The sequence below is a fragment of the Streptomyces sp. H27-H5 genome, assembly GCF_026627505.1.
Classification (GTDB): domain Bacteria; phylum Actinomycetota; class Actinomycetes; order Streptomycetales; family Streptomycetaceae; genus Streptomyces.
In genome coordinates this window covers 1-24,328 of sequence record NZ_JAPNLK010000063.1, presented here as the reverse complement: position 1 = coordinate 24,328, position 24,328 = coordinate 1, and the positions used below count along the sequence as shown (strand labels likewise).

At 68.9% G+C, this 24,328-nt stretch carries 24 protein-coding genes and 3 pseudogenes; 7 read left to right on the top strand and 20 right to left on the bottom strand.

All coding sequences use genetic code 11. From position 1 onward, the window contains the following. Positions 1-227 precede the first annotated feature (227 nt). The 10 genes from OTB19_RS27670 to OTB19_RS27625 all read right to left on the bottom strand — a co-directional run bounded on the left by OTB19_RS27670 (position 228) and on the right by OTB19_RS27625 (position 11,830). Positions 228-1,193 carry a serine hydrolase domain-containing protein gene (locus tag OTB19_RS27670; protein ID WP_267801222.1) on the bottom strand — a complete coding sequence of 322 codons (966 nt, stop codon included), beginning with the start codon at positions 1,191-1,193 and terminating at the stop codon, positions 228-230. Positions 1,194-1,496: 303 nt separating this feature from the next. After that, positions 1,497-2,912: an FAD-dependent oxidoreductase gene (locus OTB19_RS27665; RefSeq protein WP_267801221.1), complete on the bottom strand. Its 1,416-nt coding sequence runs from the start codon at positions 2,910-2,912 to the stop codon at positions 1,497-1,499. A gap of 360 nt (positions 2,913-3,272) precedes the next feature. Continuing rightward, positions 3,273-4,535, bottom strand: a complete 1,263-nt coding sequence (locus tag OTB19_RS27660) for a 2,4-dienoyl-CoA reductase (protein WP_267801220.1) — start codon at positions 4,533-4,535, stop codon at positions 3,273-3,275. 100 nt (positions 4,536-4,635) lie between these two features. Continuing rightward, positions 4,636-5,847: a hypothetical protein gene (locus OTB19_RS27655; RefSeq protein ID WP_267801219.1), complete on the bottom strand. Its 1,212-nt coding sequence runs from the start codon at positions 5,845-5,847 to the stop codon at positions 4,636-4,638. A 69-nt stretch (positions 5,848-5,916) separates the two neighbouring features. Next, positions 5,917-7,098 carry an MAB_1171c family putative transporter gene (locus OTB19_RS27650; protein ID WP_267801218.1) on the bottom strand — a complete coding sequence of 394 codons (1,182 nt, stop codon included), beginning with the start codon at positions 7,096-7,098 and terminating at the stop codon, positions 5,917-5,919. 40 nt (positions 7,099-7,138) lie between these two features. Further along, entirely contained in the window at positions 7,139-8,344 is a 1,206-nt protein-coding gene (locus OTB19_RS27645; RefSeq protein ID WP_267801217.1) for an MAB_1171c family putative transporter, read from the bottom strand. Between the two features lie 2 nt (positions 8,345-8,346). Next, on the bottom strand, positions 8,347-9,015 hold the full coding sequence (locus tag OTB19_RS27640; protein ID WP_267801216.1) for a toxin-antitoxin system, toxin component: 669 nt from the start codon (positions 9,013-9,015) through the stop codon (positions 8,347-8,349). Between the two features lie 102 nt (positions 9,016-9,117). After that, positions 9,118-9,729 (bottom strand): hypothetical protein, encoded by a 612-nt coding sequence (locus tag OTB19_RS27635; protein WP_267801215.1) that lies wholly within the window; start codon positions 9,727-9,729, stop codon positions 9,118-9,120. 313 nt (positions 9,730-10,042) lie between these two features. Continuing rightward, a complete protein-coding gene (locus tag OTB19_RS27630; protein WP_267801214.1) occupies positions 10,043-10,957 on the bottom strand; it encodes a DUF6545 domain-containing protein in 915 nt (304 codons plus the stop codon). 354 nt (positions 10,958-11,311) lie between these two features. Continuing rightward, complete coding sequence (locus OTB19_RS27625) at positions 11,312-11,830, bottom strand: toxin-antitoxin system, toxin component (protein WP_267801213.1); 519 nt, start codon at positions 11,828-11,830, stop codon at positions 11,312-11,314. Positions 11,831-12,703: 873 nt separating this feature from the next. Here OTB19_RS27625 and OTB19_RS43715 point away from each other — a divergent pair. Continuing rightward, positions 12,704-12,832, top strand: coding sequence for a hypothetical protein (locus tag OTB19_RS43715; RefSeq protein WP_420716921.1), 129 nt, complete (start codon positions 12,704-12,706; stop codon positions 12,830-12,832). 182 nt (positions 12,833-13,014) lie between these two features. Here the strand turns inward: OTB19_RS43715 and OTB19_RS27615 are convergent, their stop codons facing one another. Beyond that, on the bottom strand, positions 13,015-13,332 hold the full coding sequence (locus tag OTB19_RS27615; protein WP_267801212.1) for a hypothetical protein: 318 nt from the start codon (positions 13,330-13,332) through the stop codon (positions 13,015-13,017). A 645-nt stretch (positions 13,333-13,977) separates the two neighbouring features. Here OTB19_RS27615 and OTB19_RS27610 point away from each other — a divergent pair. After that, positions 13,978-15,393 (top strand): globin domain-containing protein, encoded by a 1,416-nt coding sequence (locus OTB19_RS27610; protein WP_267801211.1) that lies wholly within the window; start codon positions 13,978-13,980, stop codon positions 15,391-15,393. Continuing rightward, positions 15,390-16,451: a pyridoxamine 5'-phosphate oxidase family protein gene (locus OTB19_RS27605; RefSeq protein WP_267801210.1), complete on the top strand. Its 1,062-nt coding sequence runs from the start codon at positions 15,390-15,392 to the stop codon at positions 16,449-16,451. The genes OTB19_RS27610 and OTB19_RS27605 overlap by 4 nt, the downstream gene beginning before the upstream one ends. Positions 16,452-16,744: 293 nt before the next feature. Here the strand turns inward: OTB19_RS27605 and OTB19_RS27600 are convergent. From OTB19_RS27600 to OTB19_RS27590, 3 genes and pseudogenes are all read right to left on the bottom strand, one after another. Continuing rightward, positions 16,745-17,221, bottom strand: a pseudogene (locus tag OTB19_RS27600) (LuxR C-terminal-related transcriptional regulator); the annotation flags it as partial. A gap of 33 nt (positions 17,222-17,254) precedes the next feature. Next, positions 17,255-17,725 carry a hypothetical protein gene (locus tag OTB19_RS27595; RefSeq protein ID WP_267801208.1) on the bottom strand — a complete coding sequence of 157 codons (471 nt, stop codon included), beginning with the start codon at positions 17,723-17,725 and terminating at the stop codon, positions 17,255-17,257. A gap of 20 nt (positions 17,726-17,745) precedes the next feature. Further along, positions 17,746-18,290, bottom strand: a pseudogene (locus OTB19_RS27590) (hypothetical protein). A 359-nt stretch (positions 18,291-18,649) separates the two neighbouring features. Between OTB19_RS27590 and OTB19_RS27585 the strand changes: the two are divergent. The 4 genes from OTB19_RS27585 (at position 18,650) to OTB19_RS27570 (ending at position 21,070) form a co-directional block, all read left to right on the top strand. Next, positions 18,650-19,483 carry a PIG-L family deacetylase gene (locus tag OTB19_RS27585; RefSeq protein WP_267801207.1) on the top strand — a complete coding sequence of 278 codons (834 nt, stop codon included), beginning with the start codon at positions 18,650-18,652 and terminating at the stop codon, positions 19,481-19,483. A gap of 99 nt (positions 19,484-19,582) precedes the next feature. Next, entirely contained in the window at positions 19,583-19,963 is a 381-nt protein-coding gene (locus OTB19_RS43710) for an NAD(P)-binding protein (protein WP_420716919.1), read from the top strand. Continuing rightward, a complete protein-coding gene (locus tag OTB19_RS27575) occupies positions 19,872-20,525 on the top strand; it encodes a hypothetical protein (protein WP_267801249.1) in 654 nt (217 codons plus the stop codon). The genes OTB19_RS43710 and OTB19_RS27575 overlap by 92 nt, the downstream gene beginning before the upstream one ends. A 98-nt stretch (positions 20,526-20,623) precedes the next feature. Continuing rightward, entirely contained in the window at positions 20,624-21,070 is a 447-nt protein-coding gene (locus tag OTB19_RS27570) for a DUF6233 domain-containing protein (protein ID WP_267801206.1), read from the top strand. Between the two features lie 253 nt (positions 21,071-21,323). On the opposite strand, the gene OTB19_RS27565 is transcribed toward OTB19_RS27570, so the two are convergent. The 6 genes and pseudogenes from OTB19_RS27565 to OTB19_RS27540 all read right to left on the bottom strand — a co-directional run bounded on the left by OTB19_RS27565 (position 21,324) and on the right by OTB19_RS27540 (position 24,238). Beyond that, a complete protein-coding gene (locus tag OTB19_RS27565) occupies positions 21,324-21,878 on the bottom strand; it encodes a hypothetical protein (RefSeq protein ID WP_267801205.1) in 555 nt (184 codons plus the stop codon). Then, positions 21,875-22,255: an IS3 family transposase gene (locus OTB19_RS27560; protein WP_267801204.1), complete on the bottom strand. Its 381-nt coding sequence runs from the start codon at positions 22,253-22,255 to the stop codon at positions 21,875-21,877. The genes OTB19_RS27565 and OTB19_RS27560 overlap by 4 nt, the downstream gene beginning before the upstream one ends. Positions 22,256-22,266: 11 nt before the next feature. Further along, positions 22,267-22,572, bottom strand: a complete 306-nt coding sequence (locus OTB19_RS27555) for a transposase (RefSeq protein ID WP_267801203.1) — start codon at positions 22,570-22,572, stop codon at positions 22,267-22,269. A gap of 71 nt (positions 22,573-22,643) precedes the next feature. Continuing rightward, positions 22,644-23,729 carry an IS1634 family transposase gene (locus OTB19_RS27550; RefSeq protein ID WP_267801202.1) on the bottom strand — a complete coding sequence of 362 codons (1,086 nt, stop codon included), beginning with the start codon at positions 23,727-23,729 and terminating at the stop codon, positions 22,644-22,646. Between the two features lie 36 nt (positions 23,730-23,765). Next, positions 23,766-24,065, bottom strand: a pseudogene (locus tag OTB19_RS27545) (transposase); the annotation flags it as partial. A 20-nt stretch (positions 24,066-24,085) separates the two neighbouring features. Continuing rightward, complete coding sequence (locus OTB19_RS27540) at positions 24,086-24,238, bottom strand: hypothetical protein (protein WP_267801201.1); 153 nt, start codon at positions 24,236-24,238, stop codon at positions 24,086-24,088. Positions 24,239-24,328: the final 90 nt, after the last annotated feature.

Below are 24,328 nucleotides of genomic sequence, written 5' to 3'. Positions count from 1 at the left end.
GATCCCGTGTACCGCGCGTCTGGAGGAGGCGCCCTGATCGGACGGGCGTTCCGGTGAGGGGCGCCTGAGGCGTTCGAAGCGGAGGAGCGACCGGGGCGGAGCTCAGTCGCTTCCTTGAGTCGTACGAGAAACCGCAGGTCAGGCGACAATCGCTCACCCACAGGGCGACTGTAGCGACTCCGCCAGGCCCGTGGCCCAGGCCCGGCCCCCGACCCCGTGATCGGCGTTCAGGTACCGCTCCGACGGCAGAACTTCGCCTGGAGGAGATCGGTGAACATGCCAATGGGGTCGTCCCAACCGCCGTCGCCCCAGTCCCCGTTGACGTTGATGGTGACCATCCGTTCGCCATCGCCATCGCCATCGCCATCGCGAGCGCCGTAGGCGTAGGACCACGATCCGAAGAGCGCGCCCCCCATGCCCCAGACCGTCTCCCCGCAGGGCAGTCTCACTGAGGAAACTCCCAGGCCGTAGGCCGCGTTGGAGATCCGGTCGCGGGTGGGCACGGTGGTGAACATGTCGCGTTGCTGGTGCGGTGGCAGTATCCGGCCGCCCAGCAGCGCGCCGAAGAACCGGTTGAAGTCCCCGGCGGTGGAGATCATGCCGTCGGCTGCCCAGAACATGGACGCATCGAGCTCGGTCGCGTCGTGGACCGGCGCGCCGATGTCGGTCCGGAACAGCTTGGTGTAGTGCCGGGAGTGCGGTCCGAGGATCGTCGGGTCGCTGCCGTGCGGCAGGTACGTGCCGGCCAGGCCGAATGGACGGGAGATCCGCTCCGTGATCTCATCGGCGAGCGCGCGGCCGGTGACCCGTTCGATGATCATGCCTGCGAGGACGTAGCTGGTGTTGGAATACGCCCAGCCTGAACCCGATGTGAAGGTGGGCGGATGAGACATCGCGATCTGCACCAGTGACTCGGGCGGGTGCGGCTCGCATCGGTTCAGTGCTGCCTGGTCATCGGTGTAGTTGAAGATCCCGCTGGTGTGGTTGAGCAGCATCCTGATGCTCACCCCGGCACCGTCGTGGTCATGGCCGCGGACCATACCGGGCAGCCATTGTTCCGCTGTGTCCTCCAGGCTCAGCCTGCCTTCCGCCGCCAGTTGCAGCACGACGGGGGCCACGAACGTCTTGCTGATGCTGCCGATGCGGAAGCGGTCCTGCTGTGCACGCTTGCGGCCGGTTCGGGTGTCGGCCACGCCCGCGGTCCCGAACCGGAGACCTGCGGCCAGCTCCAGCCCGCCCGCATGGCCTGCTCGACAGCGGCGTCCTCCAGTTGATCGGCAAAGCGCCGCAAGGCCACGACTGCCGCCAGGGCGTCAGCGGGCTCACGGGGAAGGAGATTGCTGCCAACAGGCATGTAAGCATCTGTAGTTGACTACGCAGTCTAGTCAACCCGGGTTGCTTATGACCGGGGCGCGGTGTGGCGAACCATCGGAGGCTCGCGATCACGGTCCCCACGTCGGCCACGGTTCGAGCGTCACCCGGGGCCGACACGGCGGTCAGGATGTGGCGGTCGGGACGGGGCGGCCACGGAGTACCGCTTCCTCCGCGGGGGTGAGGGCGGGTCCGCTCAGAGGCGGAAGGCGTGGTCCGCGGACTGCTGCGAGTACAACTCGCGGGTGGGCGAGGGACGCACCGCTCGTCTGGAGGGTCATCACGTCGCTGAGGGCCTCGACCGCGGTGAAGTCCGAGCACGAGGTCGTGATGAGGCGGTTGATGTACCTGGTGGCGAGGCGGTCGGCCCATGTGCGTGTCCCTCCGACCGCGTGGGGGAAGCAGGCGTCCTGGCTGACGGCCAGGAGCCAGGCGGCGGCCGCAGGACGGGAGATCGCTCGTTGTGCGCGCCGCGCGAATCCCTTCGACGTGACGTCGCTCTTGGAGGCGAGATCGCGCAGGGCCCGGGCACCCTGGGCCGCCGCGGACATCCCGTGCGCGTAGATCGGGTTGAGAGCGGTGGCGGAGTCCCCGAGTGCGATGAAGCCCTCGATGTGGGCCTTCTCGTAGTGGCGTCGCCGGTTGGTCGTGTTCCGGGTGACGGACACCGGTCCGAGGGGCGTGGCTCGGTCCAGATACTCGGCTATGAGCGGACTACGCATCTGGCGGGCGAACGTCACGAACTGCGCTTCCTCGCTGGTGGGTTCGCCGCCACGCGTGCCGGAGAGGACGACCATCCATTCATCACCCTCGATGGGAAGGATGGAGCCGGCCGTGCCCGGTCCGGCCAGTCGGGCGTCGGCCTGGACGTTGATGACGGGCCAGCCGGCGGTTTCCACGGGCGCCTTGTAGCGGCGACTCGCGTAGGTGACCCCTGCGTCGACGATCGTCTCGGGCACGGCCGGGAACCCCAGCTCGGCCAGCCAACTCGGGGCACGCGAGGCGCGGCCCGTGGCATCGACGATCAGATCGGCTTCGATGCTCTCCTCACTGCCGTCCTTGTGCCGTATGGCAGCACCGGTGATCCGGGTGCGCGTGCCGAGAAGGCGAACGGGCTCGGCTTCGGACCGCAGCCGTACGCCCGGAAGTGCCAGGGCCTGGGCGCGGACGGCCCAGTCGATGAGGTCGCGACTGGCGCTGATGAGGTACTGGGCTTCGGGCCAGCACCGTCGATACCAGCCGCCGGGGGAGAAGGAGATCATGCCGTTGGGTATCGACACCCGCCGCGCGTTGGCGCTCAGCCACATCTCCGTGGTTCCGGGGAGGAGCGATTCGATCGCGTCGGCACCGCCCGACCACAGCATGTGGGCGTGGCGGGCCTGGGGAAGCCCGCGGCGGGGCTGCGGGGTGTCCGGCAGGGCGTGTCGTTCGACGATGTCGATGCTGCCGCTGTACGGGGCGAGGGCGGCTGCGGCCAGGGTGCCGCTCAGCCCGCCTCCGAGGATCAGGACTCGGGGACGAGGACGGGGTGTGGCGGCCATGCGGGTCTGCTCTCTCTGCCCCGGCGTTGGCCGGTGTGGCGGAAGTCGAATGGAGCGTGGAGGGTGCGCTCTGGGATGGGATGGTGGCCACTGTGCGGTCTGTCGGAGGCCCTCTGGAGGGCACGGAGGGGATCCAAGCCACGGAGGTGACCTTGGCCGCGCACAGTGGTACGCGCGAGATCGGATGCCATGTGCGGGGCCCCGATCAGGACGGAGTGTCGGTCTACCCATGGGTGCCGATCTCGGAGGCACCGGAGCAGGCCGAGCAGGCCGATGCAGGACGAACAGGCCGATGGAGGCCGATGCCCGCGATGACGCCCTGAGAAGCCCGGCGGGTCAGCCGCTCAGAGGCCCGGCGGGTCAGTCGCTCAGGGGCGCGGGTGCCTCCGGAGCGGGGTTCTGGGCCAGCCACTGCCCGTACGCGCGGATCATCCCTCGATTGCGCAGGGTGTCCAGGACGAGGGCGAGGCGCGCGGAGGTGCGGGGACGAGGCGGCAGGCCGCGGGAGATTCGGCTCATGTGTGTCCGTACGACGGCCAGGACGCCCGCACTGGCGATGTCCCTGTCCCGCCAGTTGAGGCGTGGCGCGGCAACCTCCACGTCGTCACCCTCCGTCCAGCGTGCGGGCAGGTCGGGGCGCAGCGCGAGGGCGGTGGCGAGCCCGACCATGGCGAATCCGCCGGCCAGGACCCGCTCGGCGGATGCGCGACGACCGATGCCTCCGGTCAGCATGAGCGGCATGGGCGCGGAGGCGACGAGCCGTTCGGCGATGGCCAGGAAGTACGCCTCCCGGTCGAGTTTCCTGTCGTCGGCGGTGCGGCCCATGGTCGCGGCGCTCTCGATGCTTCCGCCGGAGAGTTCCACGAGGTCCACATCCAGGCCTTCGAGGAAGGCGAGGACCTGTTCCACCTCGTCGACGTCGAAGCCGCCGCGCTGAAAGTCAGCCGTGTTGATCTTGATGCTCACCGCGAAGTCCGCCGAGACCACGGCGCGGACGGCGCGCACCACCCGCAGGAGCAGCCTGGCCCTGTTCTCCAGGCTGCCGCCCCACTGATCGGTGCGCCGGTTGACCAGGGGGGAGAGGAACTGGCTGAGCAGGTAGCCGTGCGCCGCGTGGATCTGGACGCCGTGGAACCCGGCCTGCTCCGCGAGCCGTGCCGTCGTCGCGAACCGGTGGATCGTGGCCTGGATGTCAGCCTCGTCCATGGCGGTCGGGCGGGCGAAGGCGTTCGTGTGCTTCCCGAGGCTGACGCCGATGTCGGACGGCGCCCATGCGACACCCGGCAGATCTGAACGTACCTGCCGTCCAGGATGGTTGATCTGCATCCATACCTGGCCGCCGCCGGAGCCGGCTGCCTCGGCCCACCGGCGAAAGGGGCCCAGATCCGTTTCGGCGTCGAGCACGATCGTTCCCGGAGAAGTCAGGGCACGACGGTCCACCATCACGTTGCCCGTGATGATCAGTCCGCTCCCGCCGCGGGCCCAGCTGCGGTAGAGCTCCTCGATCTCCGGCCCCGGCAACTGTCCGGGTTGGCGGGCCAGGCTCTCCTCCATGGCGGCCTTGGCGATGCGGTTCGCGATGCGGGTGCCGTTCCGCAGTACGAGAGGTGTGGACAGATACATGGAAGTTTCCCTTGGGATGTCGTCGCGTGAGGCCCGGTTGTGCCCGCGCGCACGGTGCGATGCCCGGTCAGTGCCCGGGCCGGGCTGACAAGTTGCCAGGTCAGAGGGTTCGTGAGGGCAGCATTCGGCTCAAGGCCGCCCGAGCCCGGGAGAGATGCGTGGAAGGCTTCGAGGCGACGGGCACGTGCCGGCTCGCGCCCATCCGGCCCGTTCGGGGATCGGACCACAACCGGGTGACCTCTTCCGCGATCGCCTGCTGGGCCCTGCGGGACGTCGTCGGCCGGCTGATGCCCTGTCCGAGCGCCTCGCGCAAGGCCCTGGCCGCGGCCTCGGTCGCCAGCGGCCCGCGCGCGTCGAGGGGGCTGAAGGTCGCCAGGGCGTCGCCGATGACGACCATGCCGCGGGGCCCGCGGATGCGCTCATGGCGATGCCGGCGCAGGGGCGACGTGGGTGACACGGTCACGGCACCGACGGGCTTCGCCTCGGCGATCAGCCGGCCTACGCTCGGGTCCCACAGGTCCAGTGCGGCATCGACGAAGGCGTCCGCGCCGGCGAGGCGTTCCCGATCCGGGGAGGTCTGGGTGACGGCCCACATTCCGTTCTCGATCGGGACGAGCACCGCGCTACGGGCGCCGTCCGCCACAGCCGTGACGAGGATGTCCGCCCGTCCCTCCGAGGCCTGGTAGCGACGGCCGGCCATGAACTCGGATGCGCCGCGCGTGGTGACCGGGACGGCGGCAACACCGAGATCGCTGAGCCAGGTCGTCGTACGCGCGTCGGCGCCACTCGCGTCGACGACCAGCAGGGCGGTGATCTCCTGTTCGGTCCCGTTGTCGAAGCGCACCCGTGCGCCGAGCACCGCGGACTCGTCGCCGATGAGCCCGACGGCCTGCGCGTCATCGAGGATTGTGGTGCTCCGCTCGTGGTTGGGGTCGGCGACGACGAGCTCGCGCGGCACATCGGCCAGGAGGTCGCGGCTGCACGTCAGCAGTTCGCGCGTGCCCCAGGCCCGCGGACGTGTCCGGGTCAGGTGGTCGCCGGCGGGGAGAGGGAAGGTCCGGGCACCACGGTGCCGCAGCAGAGCCCCTGAACCGTAGGCCAGGTCGTTGACGTCCCACATGCCTCCGATGTGGAGGACCTCACCGTGCTGAGCCGGTTCGGAGCCCGTTTCCTCGGAGCGGGCTGCGGATCGCCCGCCCGCGAGCACGAGTACGTCGTAGCCGGCCCGGGCGACCACCGACGCGGCCGGCATGCCTGCGTACCCCCCGCCGATGATCAGGGCGTCGACATGCTTCGGGTGTGTCGTGGTCATGGCCATCTCTCCGTGAGTGACTTCGGTGCGGCGGACGGGAATCGGACTCTCGCAGCCTGTTCTCCGCTGTCATGCACGGTGCTCGCCCCGTGCCGTGGACTGCCGTACCAGCTCCACCCGTGGGGAGCGCAGCATGGCGGCGGACATGCTGAGGAGGTCATCGGAGTCCTCGGTGGAACTGACCGTCCATCGAAGCTCCGGCGCGACTGCGGGTGCGGCGGAACTCCTCTGCATGACTGCGCGCGCTATCACGGAGGCATCGGCCTCACTGCGGGCTCGGCGACTCTCGGAGTGCTCGGCCAAGGCGAGCGCGTAGACCGTCGCCCCGGTCGCGCGTTCGAACCAAGGCGTCAACCGTAGGACCGCGTCGAAGATGTCCCTCTCACGTTGCATCAGACGGTGCTCCACGGGCTGCCACCAGGGCATGGGCGGCGGGCTCGTGGCGGGTATCTCCGGACGGATCTCCAGCCACAGAGGCTGGAGCAGGCGAAATCGACGAAGCGCCCTGAAGCGGGAACCGACGCCTTGGCCGATGGAGGGGAGGAGGAAGCCGGCGGCAACCAGGAAGGCGCTGAAGCCGGCCAGGGAGAAGGCGACGTTGGTGCTCAGCCAGTCCCAGTCGTGGCCGAACCAACGGGCAAAGATCGCCGTGTACTTCAACAGGTCGTAGGCGAACGTGCATGCCGCGCCGACGGCGATCAGCTGTAGTCCGAGCTTGAGGGTGCCGGGGACCTTCCTCGCCCAACGCCAACTGAGGATCACCATGGTGACGGCAGCCACGCTGTGCGCCGCCAGGTAGAGAAGGATCATCTCGCGGATCCAGGGCGTGCCGGCGTAGTAGGTGTCCAGGTCACGGAGCCGCTCGACCGGAGCATTCCCCAGCGCGAACAAGACGAAGATGGCCACCACCACCGCGGCATACGTCGTCAGGCAAAGCCGGGTCTGCCGCAGGGTGACACGCGGATCGTCGTTCCCTCGCCAATGGATCAGCAGCACGATGGTGACGCCGTCGAACGTGGTCAGGATCGAGTACACGATCGGTGCGGCTATGTTCGGTATGCCGAGCGCCTCGTTGATGACCGCGAGATTCGGGGGAGCGGCAGTGACGAACAGGAGCGCGCCGATGAAGAGCGTCGCGGTGACGGCCCTCAGAAGCGGGTCTCGTGGGTTCTTTCGCAGCGCCAAGAGCTTGATGACAGTGGCGAAGAACAACCCGCCCGCCGAGCACAGGTATGCCGTTCCCGCGTTCACCGACGGTTTCCGGAAGCCTTGTGGGGGAGAGCGCGCATGGTCAGTTGCTCTCCGAGGGGACGGCGGTGACGGGCGAATCGGAGCGGTGGATCTTGGAGAACTGGACGCTCAGTCGGGCGAGACCGTTCGTTCCGGAGACACGGGTGGGAATCGCGGCGCTCGACTCCACGGCGACAGGCGTCTGTCCGGACGCCGGCACCCGGGAGCCCTCCGCGGCGAGCAGCGCCGCATGAATCGCGGCCGCTTCGGCGAAGATGACGGCGGCTTCCGGCGTACAGCCCTGTGAGGAGGCATACCGCTCGGCTGCCGCGCGGTGGCCGTTGTCCAGATGGGGCGCCAGATTGAGCAGCCGATCGGCGATCTCGGTGGACCTGGCCATGGCCCGGATCTCCAGCGACGAGGTGGGGCTGATCCGCATGGGCTTCCCGGGCCCCGCGAACGGTTCGAGCGCACGCCAGAGGGGCTCCATCGCCCGGTAGGCCCGCCAGGACACCCACATCGACTCCAGACGCGGTCCGACGACCGGCACCAGGAAACCGACGGTGGTCATGGCCGCGCCCAGCCCCGCCAGGGGAGGCGCGACGTCGGTACTGAGCGAGTCCCAGGTGTCCGTACCGGCCCAGCGGGCACCGACGGCCACGAGCTTGACCAGGGCGAACGACAAGGTCAGACCGAACGCGGCCACGAGAATGAGCAGGCCCCAGTGCGTCCACGCGGCCTGGAGGTCTCGAAGTTCCCGAGCCCACCGCCAGCACTTCGTCGCCACCACGAGACTCGTGGCAGTGTGCGCGGTGAGATAGAGAACGATCATCTCTCGCACGTACGGGGTCGTCGCGTAGAAGGTGTCGAACTCACGCTGCTGCTCGACCGGCACGTCACTGAGCGAGAAGAGCACCCAGAACGTGGCGATCGCCACGGCGGTCGCCCCGATCCACATCCCGGTGTGGCGCCGAATGGTCTCCTCGGTGCCCCCACGCCAGTGAATGAGGAGCACGAGCGAGGCGCACGACAGGCACGACAGGCAGCAATAGACAATGGGCGCCGAGATGTTGGCGACGTCCGTGATCCGGTTGACCCGCTCGATCGTCGGCGGCGCACCGAACACGAAGCCCGCTACGGAAGCCGCGAGAATCACGAAGATCGACTTCGTCATCGGCGAGCGCCAGGTACGCCAGAACGAAGGCGACTTGACCACCAACGCGATCGCCAGGACGGCGGCGGGTACGTAATAGTCTGATCCGGTCATGCTCAGTAGCCTCTGCCCAAGCTGGACTGGATCCGGCCCGCCAGACCGGTGATCGGCACGGTACCGTCACCTTGCAGGTGTTCCCGCAGTCGCGCTCCCAACTGCAGGCCGAACTTCTCCGCGTCATTCTCCTCCGCGGAGTTCTCGTGGCTCCTTGCGGCCATGGCGACGAGGTCGTCGCTTGCCAGTTCACCACCGAGTGACCTTGCGGCGGCAGTGGCGACGTCGCTGTGACCCCTGTGGGAGAGGCACTCCCCCTTCAAGGCGTGCCACATCTCGTGAGCAAAGATCACGAACTGATGCAGAGTGTTTGTCTTGCTCTCGACAATGATCACGACGCGGTCGTCGAACCTCGCCGTGAGACCACTGGCCGTCTCCTCGGGAAACTCACGGAAGAACAGGAGGACAGGACGGTACGGGAGCGCCCCGCGATCCGCGTTGAAGCGCTGCTCGACATCGGCCCTCAACACCGCGAACAGGTGGTCCGGATCCGAGGGGATCGGCCTCGCGAGACCCGCGAGGACCACGTCGCAGAACTTCGCGATCCGCCGCTCGGTCGACCGCCGCGCCAAGTGGGTTCTCGGCGCGACGAGCAAGCTCTCGGGACGGAGGAGCCTGCCGAGGACCGGGCGTACCCCCTCGCGGAAGTCGACCGTCCGCCGCTCGTTCATCCGAATGCTCCCACTGTGCGTTCCCTCCGAAAACTGAAGCCGCGGTCGGTCATGCCGCGTTCGTGACCGAGGCCGGGTCAGTCGCCCGGGCCACGCCCGACCTTAAGAGCCGCTGCTCTCCCGTGTGATCGCGTCCACGAAAGTCATCAGAGCCGTCTCCAGGTCCGGCGGCAACTCCTTGTCGCCCAGGCGGAGCTGGAGCTGCATCGCGTGACGATTCCTCACAGCCTCGGAAGGCTTCCTCAGAAGGGCCGTGAGCTCCGGGATGACCTTGCTGTCCAGGACTCGCTTCACGGCCTCGGGTGGCGTGTGAGTGAAGTACTCCATCGGAACGTCGAAGAACTTGGCCAGGCCGGCGCCGTGCCAGATGTTCGGCGTGCTCCTGTTCAGCAACTTGCCGTGCCACTGCGGCGTCATCCCACTGCCCGCGGCGATCTCCGCGGTGGTGTACTGACGCCGGCGACCCGAGTCCCGGTCCACGGTCAAGCGAGTTTCCGTGAGGAAGGCGATGCGGCGGGCGAGTTCGGCCGGACCGCTCGTCGGCGACTCGACGAGCTCGCCGTCGAGCAGTCGCCGGATGTCGGCCTCCGGCAGCGAGGTGTGGAAGGAGAGGTCCTTCAGGTTGAAAGCCGATGCCCGGTCAAGCCCCGATTCCAACTGGAGCTCTTCGACCGCTCTCACGGTCTCGGCGAGCCGCGCGTACCCGTCGCTCATGGGCCCCCCAGCCAGGAAAGAATCGGAATGTGCTGTTCCGGACAGGTCTGAGCCTGCGCGTGCAACTAGACCACGGAAACGGTCGGATCTGCAATGAAACGATCGTTTCCTGAGACGAAGCGGGTCGAGGTGAAAACCCGGTGCAGGGTTCTGCGCTCGACCCGACCTGGGCCACCGCCACCGCTGTCCCTGTCAACGGTCTGCCCGCGGCCTGTGGCGCCCTCGCCATGACGGGCACCTGGAACGGCCGACACCTGGACAGAACCGCCGGTGAGGGTACCCCGCGGGGGTGGCGTACCCTCACCGGCCCAACTCATCGGCGTACGCGGCCTCCGAACGCCGCGGGCAGCCGGCGTGAGCCGGGGGTGCGGGCGGAGGCCGCCGCCAGGGCACGGGAGATCGACACCAGGAGGTCCCGGTCGTCCGCCTCCGCCGAGCGCACGGCGGCTACTGCGAGGAGGTTCTGCTCCGCAGCGGGTGCCACCGTGTGCGCACGCGCGTCCACCGCCGCGGTGAACATGGAGGCCAGACCGGCCGTTACGGCTTCGCGCTCCGTAGCCCCGGTCTCCTTCGCCTGCCGGCAGGCCGCTTCACGTACATCGTCCGTGGAGTGGGCGCACAGTTCGAGCATCCAGTCGTGAATGGTCGTCATCCGGTACAGCAGGACCTGCTCGGGTCCCGCATACCAGGGCGGGGGAAGGAACATCCTGCTTCCGGGAGTCAGCCCGGACCTGCGGACCAGTCGCCACAGGGGCCGCAGGTCCCTGATGCCGAGCAGGGGGTGCCACACGCGGTCGATCAGCCCGGGTCCGTAGGCCGGAACGAGCAGCCCGGCGCCGATCATGATCCCGCTGGCCGATATCAAGGGCGACACGCTCTCGTTGAGCGCGTCCCAGTCCCGGCCCGCCCAGCGGGCGGCGATGGCGGTCAGCTTGAACAGGCCGAAGACGATGTTGGCCAAGGCCGCGATCACCAGGACGAGCAGCCCGATCCGCAGGGGTCTGGTGACGGCCGTCTTCGTCCCGTGCGCCGTCCTTCTGTCGATGTCGAGTAACCAGCTCCAGCACACGATGGTCATGGCCGCGCCGGCGGCGATGTACGCGAGCAGGTAGAGCACGAGCATTTCGCTGATGAACGGGGTGGTGGCGTAGTACGTGTCGAAGTCCCGCGGGCACTCCACGGGTACGTCGCCCAGGGCGAAGAGTCCCACCAGGGCCACGATCACCACGAAGCAGCCGGCCTTCCACACCCGTGTGCGTCGACCCGTGCGGGCGTGCTCCCCTGGCCTGGCTCCCCTCTCCAGTAGTCCAGCAGCAGCAGGGACGCGCACGCGTATGCGGTCATGATGCAGTGGACGAGGAGGGCTGAGAGGTTGCTGATGCCCGTGAAGCGGTTGACGGCGGTGATGGTCGGCGGGGAGGAGGGGAGGAGAGGATGAAGCCCGCGCAGGGCAGGAACAGAAGAGCATTCACCGTCCGGACGGTCGCGCAGCGCCATCCCCGCAGGAGGGCGGGCGACTTCGCGAGCAGGGCTGCGCCCAGTACGGCGGCGGGAAGGTAGTAGTCGACCCCTTCTTTCATGATCAGCCCTCCAGGGATGCCCAGATGCGCCTGTCCAACTCGTCGGAGGGCGTCCTGCTGCGCGTGCCGAGCAGGAAGGGCCGGAACTTCGCGGCCAGCAGACGGCCGAACCGCTCCGCCCGCCGTTCCTCGTCGAGGTCGTAGTCGGTGCGCGCCGCGACGTTGGCAACCGCGTCGTCAATGCGCCATCGGTCCCCGAGGATCCGGGCGGCCGCGGCTGCGCCTGGCGCACCGGCCGTACTGCCGGGCCGGCCCTCCTTGCGATGCCACAGCTCGTGCCCCAGTATCACCATCTGATGGACCGGCAGGGTGTTCTTCTCCACCGCGATCACCTCGTGATCGCCCAGGTCGAGCCAGAGTCCACTGACCGTGCCAGGGGGGAACGCCTCCAGCATGAGACGGACTTCGCTGCCGCTGCTCTCCGACACGTAGGTGCAGACCGCCTGTATCGGCAGCTCGTGCGGATCCTGTGCCACCCGACGCATCGCCCCCGCGAACAGTTCGTCCCGATGGCGTCTCATTGCACGGGAAATGCGCACCGCGTCCCACATGTCTTCCCCACCCGGACGCATCCCTTGCCGGCACCCTGCTCGTCGAGCCCTTGAACGCGAGTGCGGCACTCTGACAGTCGTGCGCCCGCACAGTAGTCACTTCGATACGGCGCAGGCAAACTGCCGCCGGGCGCATACGTCGCACCTGGCCAGAGGCCCCTTCACGGCTCTCTCGGGCGCGCTTCTCGCGCGAGCGCCTGGCGATGGACTCGATCAGGTCGATGATGGGCTGCGCGGTGTCGTCCGGCACATCGGCGAGTGCGCGTGCGGCGTGGCTGACGATGCCGAGATCGGAACCGGGAGAACCGGCGCGACCTTCGGCCCCGTGGCACTGGCCGTCTCCGTGTTCCTGAGGCGCTCGATGTCCGCATCCTGGCGAGCGACGGTCCGCTCCAGCAGGTGCTTGTGGATCCGCTGGAGCACCCGGTCCGACGGCAAACTGGTCGAGGTCGAGGGGACGAAGCCGCCGGAGCCTCTTGTGCGTGAGTCGGGTCGTGGTGGTTGTCGACGTCCGTGTCTTGTGCGCCGAGCGCAACAAGGTCGGCCTGTGGATGACGGTGGGAGCGATCAGCCGTGCGCTGCCCCGTCGCGAGGGTGAACAGGTCCTTCACGCCGGCAGTGCGTGGGTGACGGCAGGGCCGTTCGGTGATGTCCTTTCCCCCACACGGACATGATCAGGGATCAACATCCAGCGTCGCACGCCAAGCATGCACGAGCTCCGTGGCAGCGCCGTGCGAATGGCCGTGTAGCCGTCCTGCCGATCGGCAGGTACGGCCCGTACCCCGAACGGCCGCGGCACAGTTCGATGGGGTAGGCAACTCGCCAATTCCCAGTGGGAGTTCATTGAGCAGGCGCCCGGGGGTGCCCACCGGCGGCGAACGTCACTTCAAGCCCCAGCGCTTCCACGCCGACAATGCCTACGACAGGCGGCTCGGTGGGAGCCGTTGGGTGATCGAGCGGACCATGACCTGACGACTGATCGGCTACCACCGGCTCAACGGCCGCTACGAACGGCACCCCCCCGCAACTTCCTGGCGTTTCCCGGTCCCACCACAGCCATCTGCTGCTACAAGAGGCTCATCCGCCCCCACCACAACGGTCCTACGCGCAGGCGGTGATCCGTCCCCGTCCGGCGCAGGTCGCGGCTCACGGCATCAATGGGTACGGGTAGCGACATCGAGCCTCTCGCGGTCCCGTCGGGAGAGCCTTCGGAACGGCTTCTCCCCTACGTCCGCCGTGACTTGCTGGAACGTATCTTCGTGAGCCAGGATAAGGATCTTCAACGGCTGCGCACTCATCAGGAATGTCCGAAAAATCACACGCGGTCCCGGCGTCACCGACCATGCCGCCCGGACCTTGCCGACGTTTGCGATGACACAGCGCAGCCGCTGATGGCACTCATCGAGCCAGTGGACCGACGGGCACGCGAGGAACGGAAGCGCGAGCTGCGGAACGTGAAGAAGGTCGGACACGGACACGAGTGAGGGGCAGACTGCTCACGGCTGGGGAGCCTTGAGCAGTATCGGCCTGCCTCTCAACGTTCCGCAACGCGGTCGTCCACCGAACCGCAGGCTGCGGCCTTGAGGGACCCCCCCCGGCCGGGGTTCGCCCCCGATTCCTGCTGCAACGCAGAAGGCCCGTGGTGATCAATTCCCCCCGGTCCTCGCTGCGCGATCCTGGGCGATGACAGTTCGCGATCCATTGGGACGTGGCAGAGGCGTGAAGATCCGAAGCATTTCCTGTGAGGGGTTCGCACCGCCGTCATGCCTTGATTTGGGCCTATCCAATAAGCGTCTCGCAATCGGCTCGTGCTATCGATCCAACTCGTTGGTAACTCGTTGAAGAAGGCGAGGCGCCGACCTCCAAGGTGCTCTGACCAGGCTCGGATCCAGGCCGATCGGTCAGTTCGGGGCCGTGGTCGGAGATTTCCGCAGTCGGGGTATGGTCGAGCCCGTTCGAAAGTCCGGACCCCGTCGAGCGCCAAGTGTGCGACGGAGCCACTGCCTTGAAGGAGACCGCACATAAGAGCAACGGCGAAGATTTGAGATGGAAATTCGGGGCATACGCGGACCCGAATCCGCAGGCCGACCGAAATACGCTCGAGGTGAGGCGAACCGATGGACACCCCGACCAACACGTCGGCTGACAGCGGCAGCTCCGAAGAAGAGGCGCGTGGCGGACGCTGGTTCGGTCCGAGCCCGGTCAAGAGACCGGCCGCCGGAGGAAGCGACCCGCAGGCCCCGGACCGGATACCCGGCCGGCCCGTCACACCGATCCGTCCCGTGGGCAACGGTGCGGGCAGGAGCCGTACGGACGCCGCGACACCCGCACCGCGCACCGGAACCCCCGAGCCGCCCGAAGAACGGGCACCGGAGCCGGCAGCCGGGGTCACCGCCCCGCCCGAGGACACCTCGGACGCCGCTCTGTTGCGCCGCACCATGGCCGAGATCGAGCCCATCGCCGACCAGGTCACCTCGCACTTCTACGCCCTGCTCTTCGTCCGACACCCCGGTCTGCGGGCCCTCTTCCCCGCAGCGATGGACACCCAGCGCGACCGCCTCTTCAAGGCGCTGCTCACCGCCGCGACCCACGTGGACGACCCGGCAGCCCTGACCGCGTACCTGTCCCATCTCGGCCGCGGCCACCGGAAGTACGGCACGCGCCCCGAGCACTATCCGGCGGTCGGCGAGTGCCTCATCGGCGCCCTGTCCCGCTACGCGCAGCGCAACTGGGGTCCACGGGCCGAGGCCGCGTGGGTGGCCGCCTACACCGCGATCTCCCAGATCATGATCGATGCCGCGGCCAAGGACGAGCTGCGTGCGCCCGCCTGGTGGCAGGCCGAGGTGGTCGCCCACGAGATGCGTACGCCGGACGTCGCGGTCGTGACCGTCCGCCCCGACCAGCCCTACCCCTTCCTCGCCGGGCAGTACGCCTCCCTGGAGACCCCGTGGTGGCCGCGCGTGTGGCGGCACTACTCCTTCGCCTCGGCTCCCCGATCGGACGGCCTGCTCTCCTTCCACGTGAAGGCCGTGCCGGCGGGCTGGGTCTCCAACGCCCTAGTGCGGCGCGCCGGCCGAGGGGACGTGATTCGGCTCGGGGCCCCCGCCGGGTCGATGACCGTGGACCACGGCACCGACAACGGTCTGCTGTGCCTCGGCGGCGGCACCGGTATCGCGCCCATCAGAGCCCTGGTCGAGGACGTGGCCCGGCACGGGCGCCGACGCTCCGTCCAAGTCTTCTACGGAGCCCGCCGCGATCACGACCTGTACGACCTGGACACGATGCTCCGCCTGGAGAAGACGCACCCCTGGCTCTCGGTCCGCTCGGTCGTCGACGACGGGCCGGTCGGCGGCCCGGGCGCCGGCCTTCCCGAAGCAGTGTCCCGGCACGGCCCATGGCACACCTATGACGCGTACCTGTCCGGTCCGCCCGGGATGATCCGCCAAGGTGTCGACACCCTCGTGGGCATCGGCATGTCCACCAACCGCATAAGGCACGACTCCATCGAGGAACTGGTCGGGGCAAGGCATTGAGCACATCCGAACAGGCCGGTCACCCGCAGATCGCGCCGGCTCGCACCGCACGCCCCGGCAGCCTCGGTGAACACGTGCTCCAGCAGCGCACCGGAACCACCGAGCGCGCGGACAGGTTCTACGCCGAACAGGTCCTCGACCGGCTCAACACCCGTATGCGGAACTTCGTGGTGCGGCAGGAGATGTTCTTCCTGGCGACAGCCGACGGGTACGGCGAGTGTGACAACACCCTCCGTGCCGGGCCACCCGGGTTCCTCCACATCCTGGACGACCGGACCCTCGCCTACCCCGAATACCGTGGGAACGGCGTACAAGCCAGCCTCGGCAACATCGAAGAGAACCCCCACGTCGGCGTCCTGATGGTCGACTTTCTGCGAGACCGCATCGGCCTGCACGTCAACGGCAGGGCGAAGCTCGTGGCCGACGACGAGATGCGCCGCGCCCACCCCGGCCTCGCGGCGGACCCCGTGCCCGGCCGCCGGGCCCGGGTGTGGGTGGAGATCGCCGTCGAAGAGGCGTACGTCCACTGCGCGAAACACATCCCCCATCTGCAGAAGGTGCCGCCGCAGGGCCCCGGCCGCGCCTGGGGGACGGACGACTTCAAGCGCAAGGGCGGCGACTTCTTCGGAGCCGCCGCCGAAGCCCCCGATCGGGGCCACTTCGAGCCTCCGCCCCGCGCGGACGCGCCGACCTGGAGGGCGGAGGCCGAGCGGGCTCTGGAGCGGGCCGAGCGGCGCGGTTCCCACACCAGGGGGCGGGTGTTCAGCGGCTGGTTCAGCCCTCCGGACCACCGGGCCGCGGACTCCGGGCCGCGGAACCGGCACGCCGACCCCCACGGCCGAAACGCCGACTCCGCCGAACGGCCTGGCAACGTGGCAGAACGTGGGGAGGCGGTGGGCGGCTCCCCGAGCCCCTCGCCTCCCCACGTCGGGCCCCCTTCACGGATGCCCCCGACACACGATCGAGGTTCCTCCGGTGTGCCACGGCTGCCGGGCCTCGAACCCCCGGGGCGAACCACGCAGAGCGAAGAGGGGGCTGCCGGGGCACGGAGGCAGTGACAGCGCGGGCTTTGAGGCGCCCACTGCCCTGCCCTGCCCCGCGTCGCCCCGGGCCAGTGGTCGACCGGCCGGCCGGAACTGCTGTCCCCGCTGCGGCGCAGGGGCGGCGACAGTTCGACGACGATCGAGGCGTGCGCCGCCGGCGGCACGTGCGCGAAGTGCAGCGCGGCGGCTCGGCCGACGGCCGCCGGTGCTCGTGTACGCCAATACGGGCGGCCCCGCACCCTCCTCCGAGACCGCAAGCGCAGGCAGGGCGGGGGCCCCACCGATCGATGCGCCGCGCGGGTCGCGGGTCAGGCCAGTCCCGCCGCGATCGCCCGGCGTACCGCGTCGGCGCGGTCTCGGATGTCCGCTTTGGCAAACAGGTTGTTGATGTGCGTCTTTACCGTCGCCTCGCTGATGAAGAGCTTTTCGGCGATCGCCCGGTTCGGCAGTCCCTGGCCGATGAGGGTGAGGACCTCACGCTCGCGTGAGGTGAGGTCCTGCGGCAGCGGCGCAGGCTGCGCCGTGGTCGTCGGCCGCGCGCGGGCGGTGGCCAGGAGACGGTCCTGGACCTCCCGGTCGAGCACGCCCTGTCGTCCCGCGTTCTTCGTCAGGTAGCCGCGGGCGCCGGCGCCCAGTGCGGCCAGGATCGAATCGTCGTCGGCGAAGGTGGTCAGCACCACGACGGCGACCCGCGGGTGCTCCTCGCTCAGTCGGCGGGTCGTCTCGATGCCGTCCATCACGGGCATGCGCAGGTCCATCAGGACGACGTCCACCGCCGCTGCGGCTCAGGATTCCGGCCACGACCGGGACCGCGACGGTCAGGCCCAGGGCAGCAGTTCGTGTCCGGGACCGAGGCGGAAGAACAGGACGCCGCCGCAGAGCAGGCCGGCCAAGGCCGCGAGCGAGAGGGCCTGTCGGAGGGGGAGCCGGTAGCCGATGTGGCCGACGAGGAAGTACGCGAACAGGTAGCCGGAGCCGGTTCGGGCGGTGCCGATCAAAGCGGCGGCCGCCACCACCCCGAGCGTCAGCCACAGGAGGGCGGCGCGCGGCGGGAGCCTGGACTCGGAAAGGTGGCGTGCCATCAGCGCCACCGCGTTCACGGTGATCAGCGCGGCCACCGCCAGGCCGCGACCGTCGACTCCCAGCGGGCGGACCGTCACGACCGCGCTGGCGATCACCGCCAGGGTGACGGCCCCATGCAGCCGCGGGTCCTGGCGGGGCGCGACCCGGGGGCCGGGCCCCGAGTCCGGGGCCGACCCGGGGCCGGTGGCACTGACGGATGCGGACACGCCGCGACCGTAACCCACCGTCAGGCGGCGCGATCGAGCACGGCCTCGCGAGCACGCGCACCCACGGGCAGCTCCTGCTCCCGAGCCGCCCGGCGGCTCCGTACGAAGATCGTGGCCAGCGTGTGACCACCTCGGTGAGCGCCATCAGGACGAACGCCGCCACCCAGGCATCGGCGGTGGTGATGTCATGGGTCGCGCTGAACCGTGCCACGTCGTCGCCACCGCCGTGGTCGACCCAGACCTGGAATCCCATGCGTGCGCCCATGCCGAGCACCCACAAGGCCGCCGAGACGGCACCCGCCTTGATGAAGAGGTGCCCGTCCGTACTGCGGATCCGGGTGTACACACCGCCCGCGATGCCGAGCGCCGCGCCGGCCGCGACCAGCGCGCCGATCAGCACGAGGTCATTGCCCGCGGTGGGGACGCTCGTCAGGTACCGGGAGGCCACGAACGCCACGATGCCCAGCGGGAGAAGGTAGGACTTGGGACCCAGACGGCCTTCCCGCAACTGCCGGAAGACGATGAGTACCAGGGCGATGTCGGTGATCCAGTCGGTTGTGGTCATGCCCTCAAGACTGCTGTCGGGGAGCTTGTCGCGCCTGGACCCACGGGTGGAGGTACGGGTGGAGTTCGACCCGCCACGGCGTCTCGTTGGACCTGCGGGCCCGGTATCCGGTGGGCCGTACGGTCACCTGGTGGCGTGTCTCCTCCCACACCCGGCTGTTCGCCTCGCTTGCGCGTCATCGCCCTGGCCGGGAACAACCGGTCGGGCCGACACCGTTGCACCGACAGGAGCACCGGTGCCGCGCGGGTGGCAGAACACGGGGGTCGAAATGCCATCCGCCCCGCAGTGCCCGGCCCCCTGGACGGGGCCGCCCGCCGCGCACCCAGCCACGACCACGTACTTTCGCAGGAGGACTTCTCATGACTGGCCGGCCCTTGACGCTCATGGCAGTGCATGCACACCCCGACGACGAGGCCACCGGCACCGGAGGGGTCCTCGCGCGGTACGCGGCGGAGGGCATCCGCACGGTTCTCGTGACGTGTACCGACGGCGGCCGCGGCGACGGGCCGAGGGGCGTCAAGCCGGGCGATCCCGGACACGACCCCGCGGCTGTCGCCTCGCTGCGCCGACGAGAACTCGAAGCGAGCTGCGAGGTCCTCAAGATCAGCGATCTTGAGACGTTGGACTACGCCGACTCCGGGATGATGGGCTGGTCGAGCAACGACGCCCCTGGATCCTTCTGGCAGACCCCCACGGAGGAAGGCGCCGCCCGACTCGCCGAACTGATGCGGCACTACCAGCCCGATGTGGTCGTCACCTATGACCAGAACGGCTTCTACGGCCATCCGGACCACATCCAGGCCCATCGCATCACGATGGCGGCGCTGAAGATGACCGAACTGACACCGAAGGTGTACTGGACGACCATGCCCCACTCGGGCATGCGGCGGTTCGGCGAGATCATGCGCGAGTTTCATGAGGACATGCCGGAACCGGATCCTGCCGAGGCCGCCGCGATGGCCGAGATCGGCCTCCCCGATGGAGAGATCAGCACGTGGGTCGACACCACCGCGTTCAGCGGTCAGAAGTTCGACGCGCTGGCCGCGCACGCCAGTCAGGGTGAGAACATCTTCTTCCTCAAGATGGGCAAGGAGCGGTTCGGCGAGTTGATGGGAATGGAGACCTTCGTCCGCGTCCAGGGCGCCACCGGTGCGGCCGTACCCGAGAACGATCTCTTCGCCGGACTGCGCTGAGACCCACTGTCCGTGCGGGTCGGGACACCGGTTCGTCGGCGAGTGCGCCGACCCCTTGGAGGTGGCCGGTGGCCGGCCACCCTCGTACGGGCCGAAGGGATGTCGACGGGCGCTCACCAAACGGTCCCACACGCACTGCAGTTCGTCATGCTCCTGACAGTCCACCCTGTGGGTGGGTGCTCCTGCCCGACGGCGCCGGACCCCGGAGGGGGCGAACAGTGCATGCCCAGGCCTGACAGCACGGGACCCGACTATGACGTCGTCATCAGCGGAGCCGCCCTCGCCGGCAGCGCCGCGGCGATCCTGCTCGCTCGACGCGGCGCCCGCGTCGCACTTCTGGAACGCCGCTCGGACCCGGACGGCGTACAAGGTGCTGTGTACCCACTCCTTGACGGCCAACGCCTACCCAGCCGGCTACGGCTGCACACGCCCCGAGTGCGTGGCCGCAGCCCGTCGGGACCGTGCCCGGCGTACCAGTGAGCTGAAAGCGGGCCGACCGGCCCGGGTCTCCTCCGACGACGCCAGCGTCCGCGCCCGCCAGCTGCGGGAGACGGGCCTGTCGGCTGCGGACATCGCCGAGATCTCGGGCGTCGCCGTCACCCTCGTACGGCGCCTGCTCCGCCCGGCAGGAGAGCGGCCCGCCCGCATTCACCGGTCCACAGCGGACGCGATCCTTGGTATCCCCCTGACCAGCGTCTTCCGCCGCGACCGTCTCCTGCCGGGACTGGCTGACGCGGACAGGGCCGCCACCAGCCTGCAGAACCTCGCCGAACGCGGATGGCCCACCAGCTTCCTGGCCGCAGAACTGAACATCAGCACACACACGCTCGCCGCGATCCGCAGCCGGGAACGCCGCCGCATCACCCTCGACCTCGACCGCAGAATTCAACAGCTTGCCGCACTCCTGCTCGCGAGCCAGCCAGCGGATCACGGCATCGCCGCGCACCGGAGCCGCCGGGCGCAAGGCGCTGCTCTGCAACGAGCTCCGTTGGTGCGGCCCAGGGGTCCCGACATGGCACGTCAGCCGGAAGCGGTGTCGTGATCGGCTCGTCCGGCAGCCCTGAGATCCCGTCCCGTTCTGGGGCTGAGAGCGCGACGCTGCGGGCCGCATTGGGGAATCGCTGGTGATGGAAGGGGGAGATGGTGGGAGCCGGTGCGCGGGTGATCGTGGTCATGCCCGACGGGCAGGAACTGCGGGCCTCCCTGTATGAGCGGCGTCGGACTTCGGCGGGCTGGGAGTACCGGGTCGGGGTCACCGTCTGGGGGACCGGGGCTGAAGGCCGTCCGGAGTCGGTCGAGCACCGCGTGTGGCTGGGCGCCGGCCACGTGCGTCCCCTCGAGGGCGGCGACTACAGCAGGGTGCCGACCCGGCCGGCCAGCACGCCCGCGGCTTTCGCCGGCGGTCGGCAGGCGTGGACGGTGCAGCAACTGCCCCACCGGCCCGGCCACCCCGGAGCGACCCTGATCCACGTCATCGGATGCCAGCCCGGCGGGATACCCCTGGACTTGGACCAGATTCTCGACGCCCTCAAGCAGCCCCGCGCCGTCCATTGCCGCGAATGCAACGCCTCCTCCTCCCTCCCCTGACGCCCCACCCGGCCGACGCCACGGGCGGGCAGGGGAGTGCGGGCCTCGGCATCCGCCGGGATGCCGAGGCCCGGAGGCGGTCCGGCTGTACCCAGAGCGCGGGAAACCGGTCCTGACCCACGCACCCATACGGCGCGGACTGATCATGAACTTAGCGGGGGCAGCGCCACTCTGTACCCCGAAGGCGGTCCCTGACGGCCAGACAGCGCCGATCGACGCGGCCGGTGCCAAAGGCCGAGAGGGGCACGGAAGGTCAGAAGAGCCGCCGGTGCACCGACGGGCCCCGTTCACGCGGCGCCGAACGGGACGGCACCCGGTTTCCGTGAATGTGTCGGCTCCTGTCAGTACCAAGGTTCCCCACATAGAGCATCGGGAGCATGATGGATCGACGTCTCATCCAGACTGCGGTCTTCTTCGCCAGCGGCTTACCGACCGGTTGGCCTTCCCAGGCCAGCACGTGCAGTTCGCCGAGCTGGGCGAGAGCGGCGAAGGCGGCATCGGCGGAGATGACGGTGAAGTGCCGCACGCCGTCGGCGGCGGCTTGCCGGGCGCAGGCCAGCAGGAGCTTGTCGGCTGCGTCCTTGCCGGTGGTCGCGGCTAGCAGTTGGATGCCGCGTTCGGCCAGGGCGCGCTTGACGTCCGGGCGGATGCGGGCTGGTGGACAGGCGGCGGTGATGCGGGCCTGGGCCGGGATGCGATCCAGCAGAGCGGAGAGCCGGGCAAGGGCGACGGGGGCCTGCGCGTGGGAGCCGATCGCGTTCTCGATATCGATCAGCACCACCGCGGCGTCTGGGCGGCGGGCGGTCATCGGCTGGCTCCTTCGAGCTGGGCGATCAGACCGCGCCGTTTGCGGCGCGTGATGCCGTGGATGTCACGCTCAGCCATGATCCGCACCACCTTCTTCCTGTTGACCCTCCGGCCTCGTCTGCGCAGCTCGGCATGGATGCGCGGGGCGCCATAGGCTCCCCGGGATCCAGGGCCTGTGTGGATCGCCCGGATCTCGTCGGCCAGCTCGTCCTCGGCGGCCTGCCGCTCCCGGGCTGCCGGGCGCGCGGCCTTCCAGGCGTAGTACGTCGAGCGCGGCACGTCCAGCACGCGGCACAGCAGCGACAGACCGGGTATCGGCTGGTCACCGGGGGTGGCGGGGTCGGAATCGGCTCTCTGCGCGTCGATGAAGCCGCACACCGTGTCGGTGTCTACTTCAACGTGTCCGTCGCGAAGAGAGCCGTAACTTTTTTCAGGATGGTCACCGTCTGCTCCAGCTCGCGGTTGCGCCGGCGGAGCCGGCCCAGCTCCTCCCGCTCGGCGCTGGTCAGCGCCCCGGAACTTCCCTGACCTCGGTCAATGGCGTCCTGCTTGACCCAGCCCCGCAGGCCTTCGGGGCTGACCCCGAGGTCGCGGGCGACCTCGGTCACTGTCTTGTCCGACGAGCGGGCCAACGCGATGGCATCCCGCTTGAACTCCGCCGTATAGCGCTTGCTGCTGTTGCTTTTCTTACTCACTACCTGGAACTGCTTCCTCCGGAACGAATCGTCCCAGTATGAGGCTGTCCAAGTTCAGGGGAGAACTTCATTCACTTCCTTGACCCGCATGTTGTGCGCGATGTCCTGGTAGCGGCCCTGCCGCGAGAGCGCGGCCTTGACCTCGGGCGAGTTGGAGCGGAGCTTCTCACCGATGTGTAGTGGTGATCGCCCGAGCGGAGGTAGCGGCGGTTGGCCGCGGAGGCGAAGCCCCGGTCGGCGACCCACACGATCTTGGACAGGGTCCAGTCCCGCATCTCGTCCTTGACCTGACGGATCAACGCGGAATCGCCGGTGTTGCCCGGCCAGCACCATACCCGCACCGGGATCCCGTCACGGGTGACCGCCATCCCGATCACGATCTGCGGCAGGTCGTCGCGGGAGTCTTTCGACTTCCCCCAGGTCCGAAACCCGCCCATGCTCACACCGTCGCCGTCGCCGTCGCCGTCGCCGTCGCCGGTTTCGGGGAGCGGGAGGCCGTGTTCGTCGCGGGCGACGGGCAGGTCGGCGTCCTCGAGTTCGAAGTAGGTGCTGGTGGTGTCGAAGAACAGCAGGTCGACTTCGAGGTTGAGTAGGTGGGCGGCCGAATCGAAGACCTGCTGTTCCAGCTTCTCGCGTATCTGGTGCGGCCAGTCCATCGCCCGGTAGCAGGTGTCGTCGTCGATGGGGTCCAGGCCGTCGATGCGCACGTCGTGGTTGACCCACTCGGCGGCCGCCAGTTTCGAGGACGGTGCCAGAGCTCGGTTGGCGACCAGCGCGAACAGGGCGCGTTCGGTGGCCTCGACGTTCCGTGGACGACCTCGCCCCCGGGTGCCCAACGCGGTGACGATGCGCGGGAGTTCCAGCCGCTGCCACAGCTGGTCCAGGAGATACGCGCCGCCGAAGGGGCGGGACTCGACGAAGTCCAGCTCCGTGTTCGCCTCGACGGTAGCCGCCAGAGCGGCAGCCGGATCGAGCAACTTCGACAGTGAGCCGACCAGGCGGCGCACCGCGTCGGCGTCCAGCTGGTCCTCGCGACCGAAGCCGTACAGCAGCTTCGGCACCGACCGCCCCGCCACCGCGTCCCACGTGTTGTGGGCCAGGTGCAGGTAGCGAACCGTGCCGCTCTTGGTCTTCCGGCTCGTCGTCTTCACATACATCGCTCTAGTGTCCCGAGTCTCAGGAGCGCTTCATAACTATGGTTTGGGCTCTGGCAGGCGGTTCAGGTAGCCGGCGAGGCGTTCGAAGATCTCGTCGGCGGACTTGGTCCAAGTGAACGGCTTGGGGTTCTCGTTCCAGTGGGCGATCCAGGTGCGGATGTCCTTCTCCAGGGCTTGAACGTTCTTGTGGACGCCGCGCCGTATCTGCTTGTCCGTCAGCAGGGCGAACCATCGCTCGACCTGGTTCAGCCAGGACGAGCTGGTGGGCGTGAAGTGCATGTGGAAGCGAGGGTGCGCCAGCAGCCACTTCCGGATCGCGGGAGTCTTGTGAGTGGCGTAGATGCCCCTATGTTTCGTCAAGCGGCTGAAGGTAGCTGTGCGGCCGCCGGGGACTGGATGTGCCGGTAGAGCTCGCGGGCCACATAGCGTTTGAGGCAGCGGATGATCTCGCGCTTGGACATGCCTTCAGCGGTGAGAGCGGACAGCGCAAGATCCTTGTAGGCGGACATTTCGGATCCCGCTTGGCGGACAGCTGATCTCCCCGTCGATACGGCCGTTCGTGTGTCTTCGAACCCAGGTTCCGAACTGGTGATCCCTCC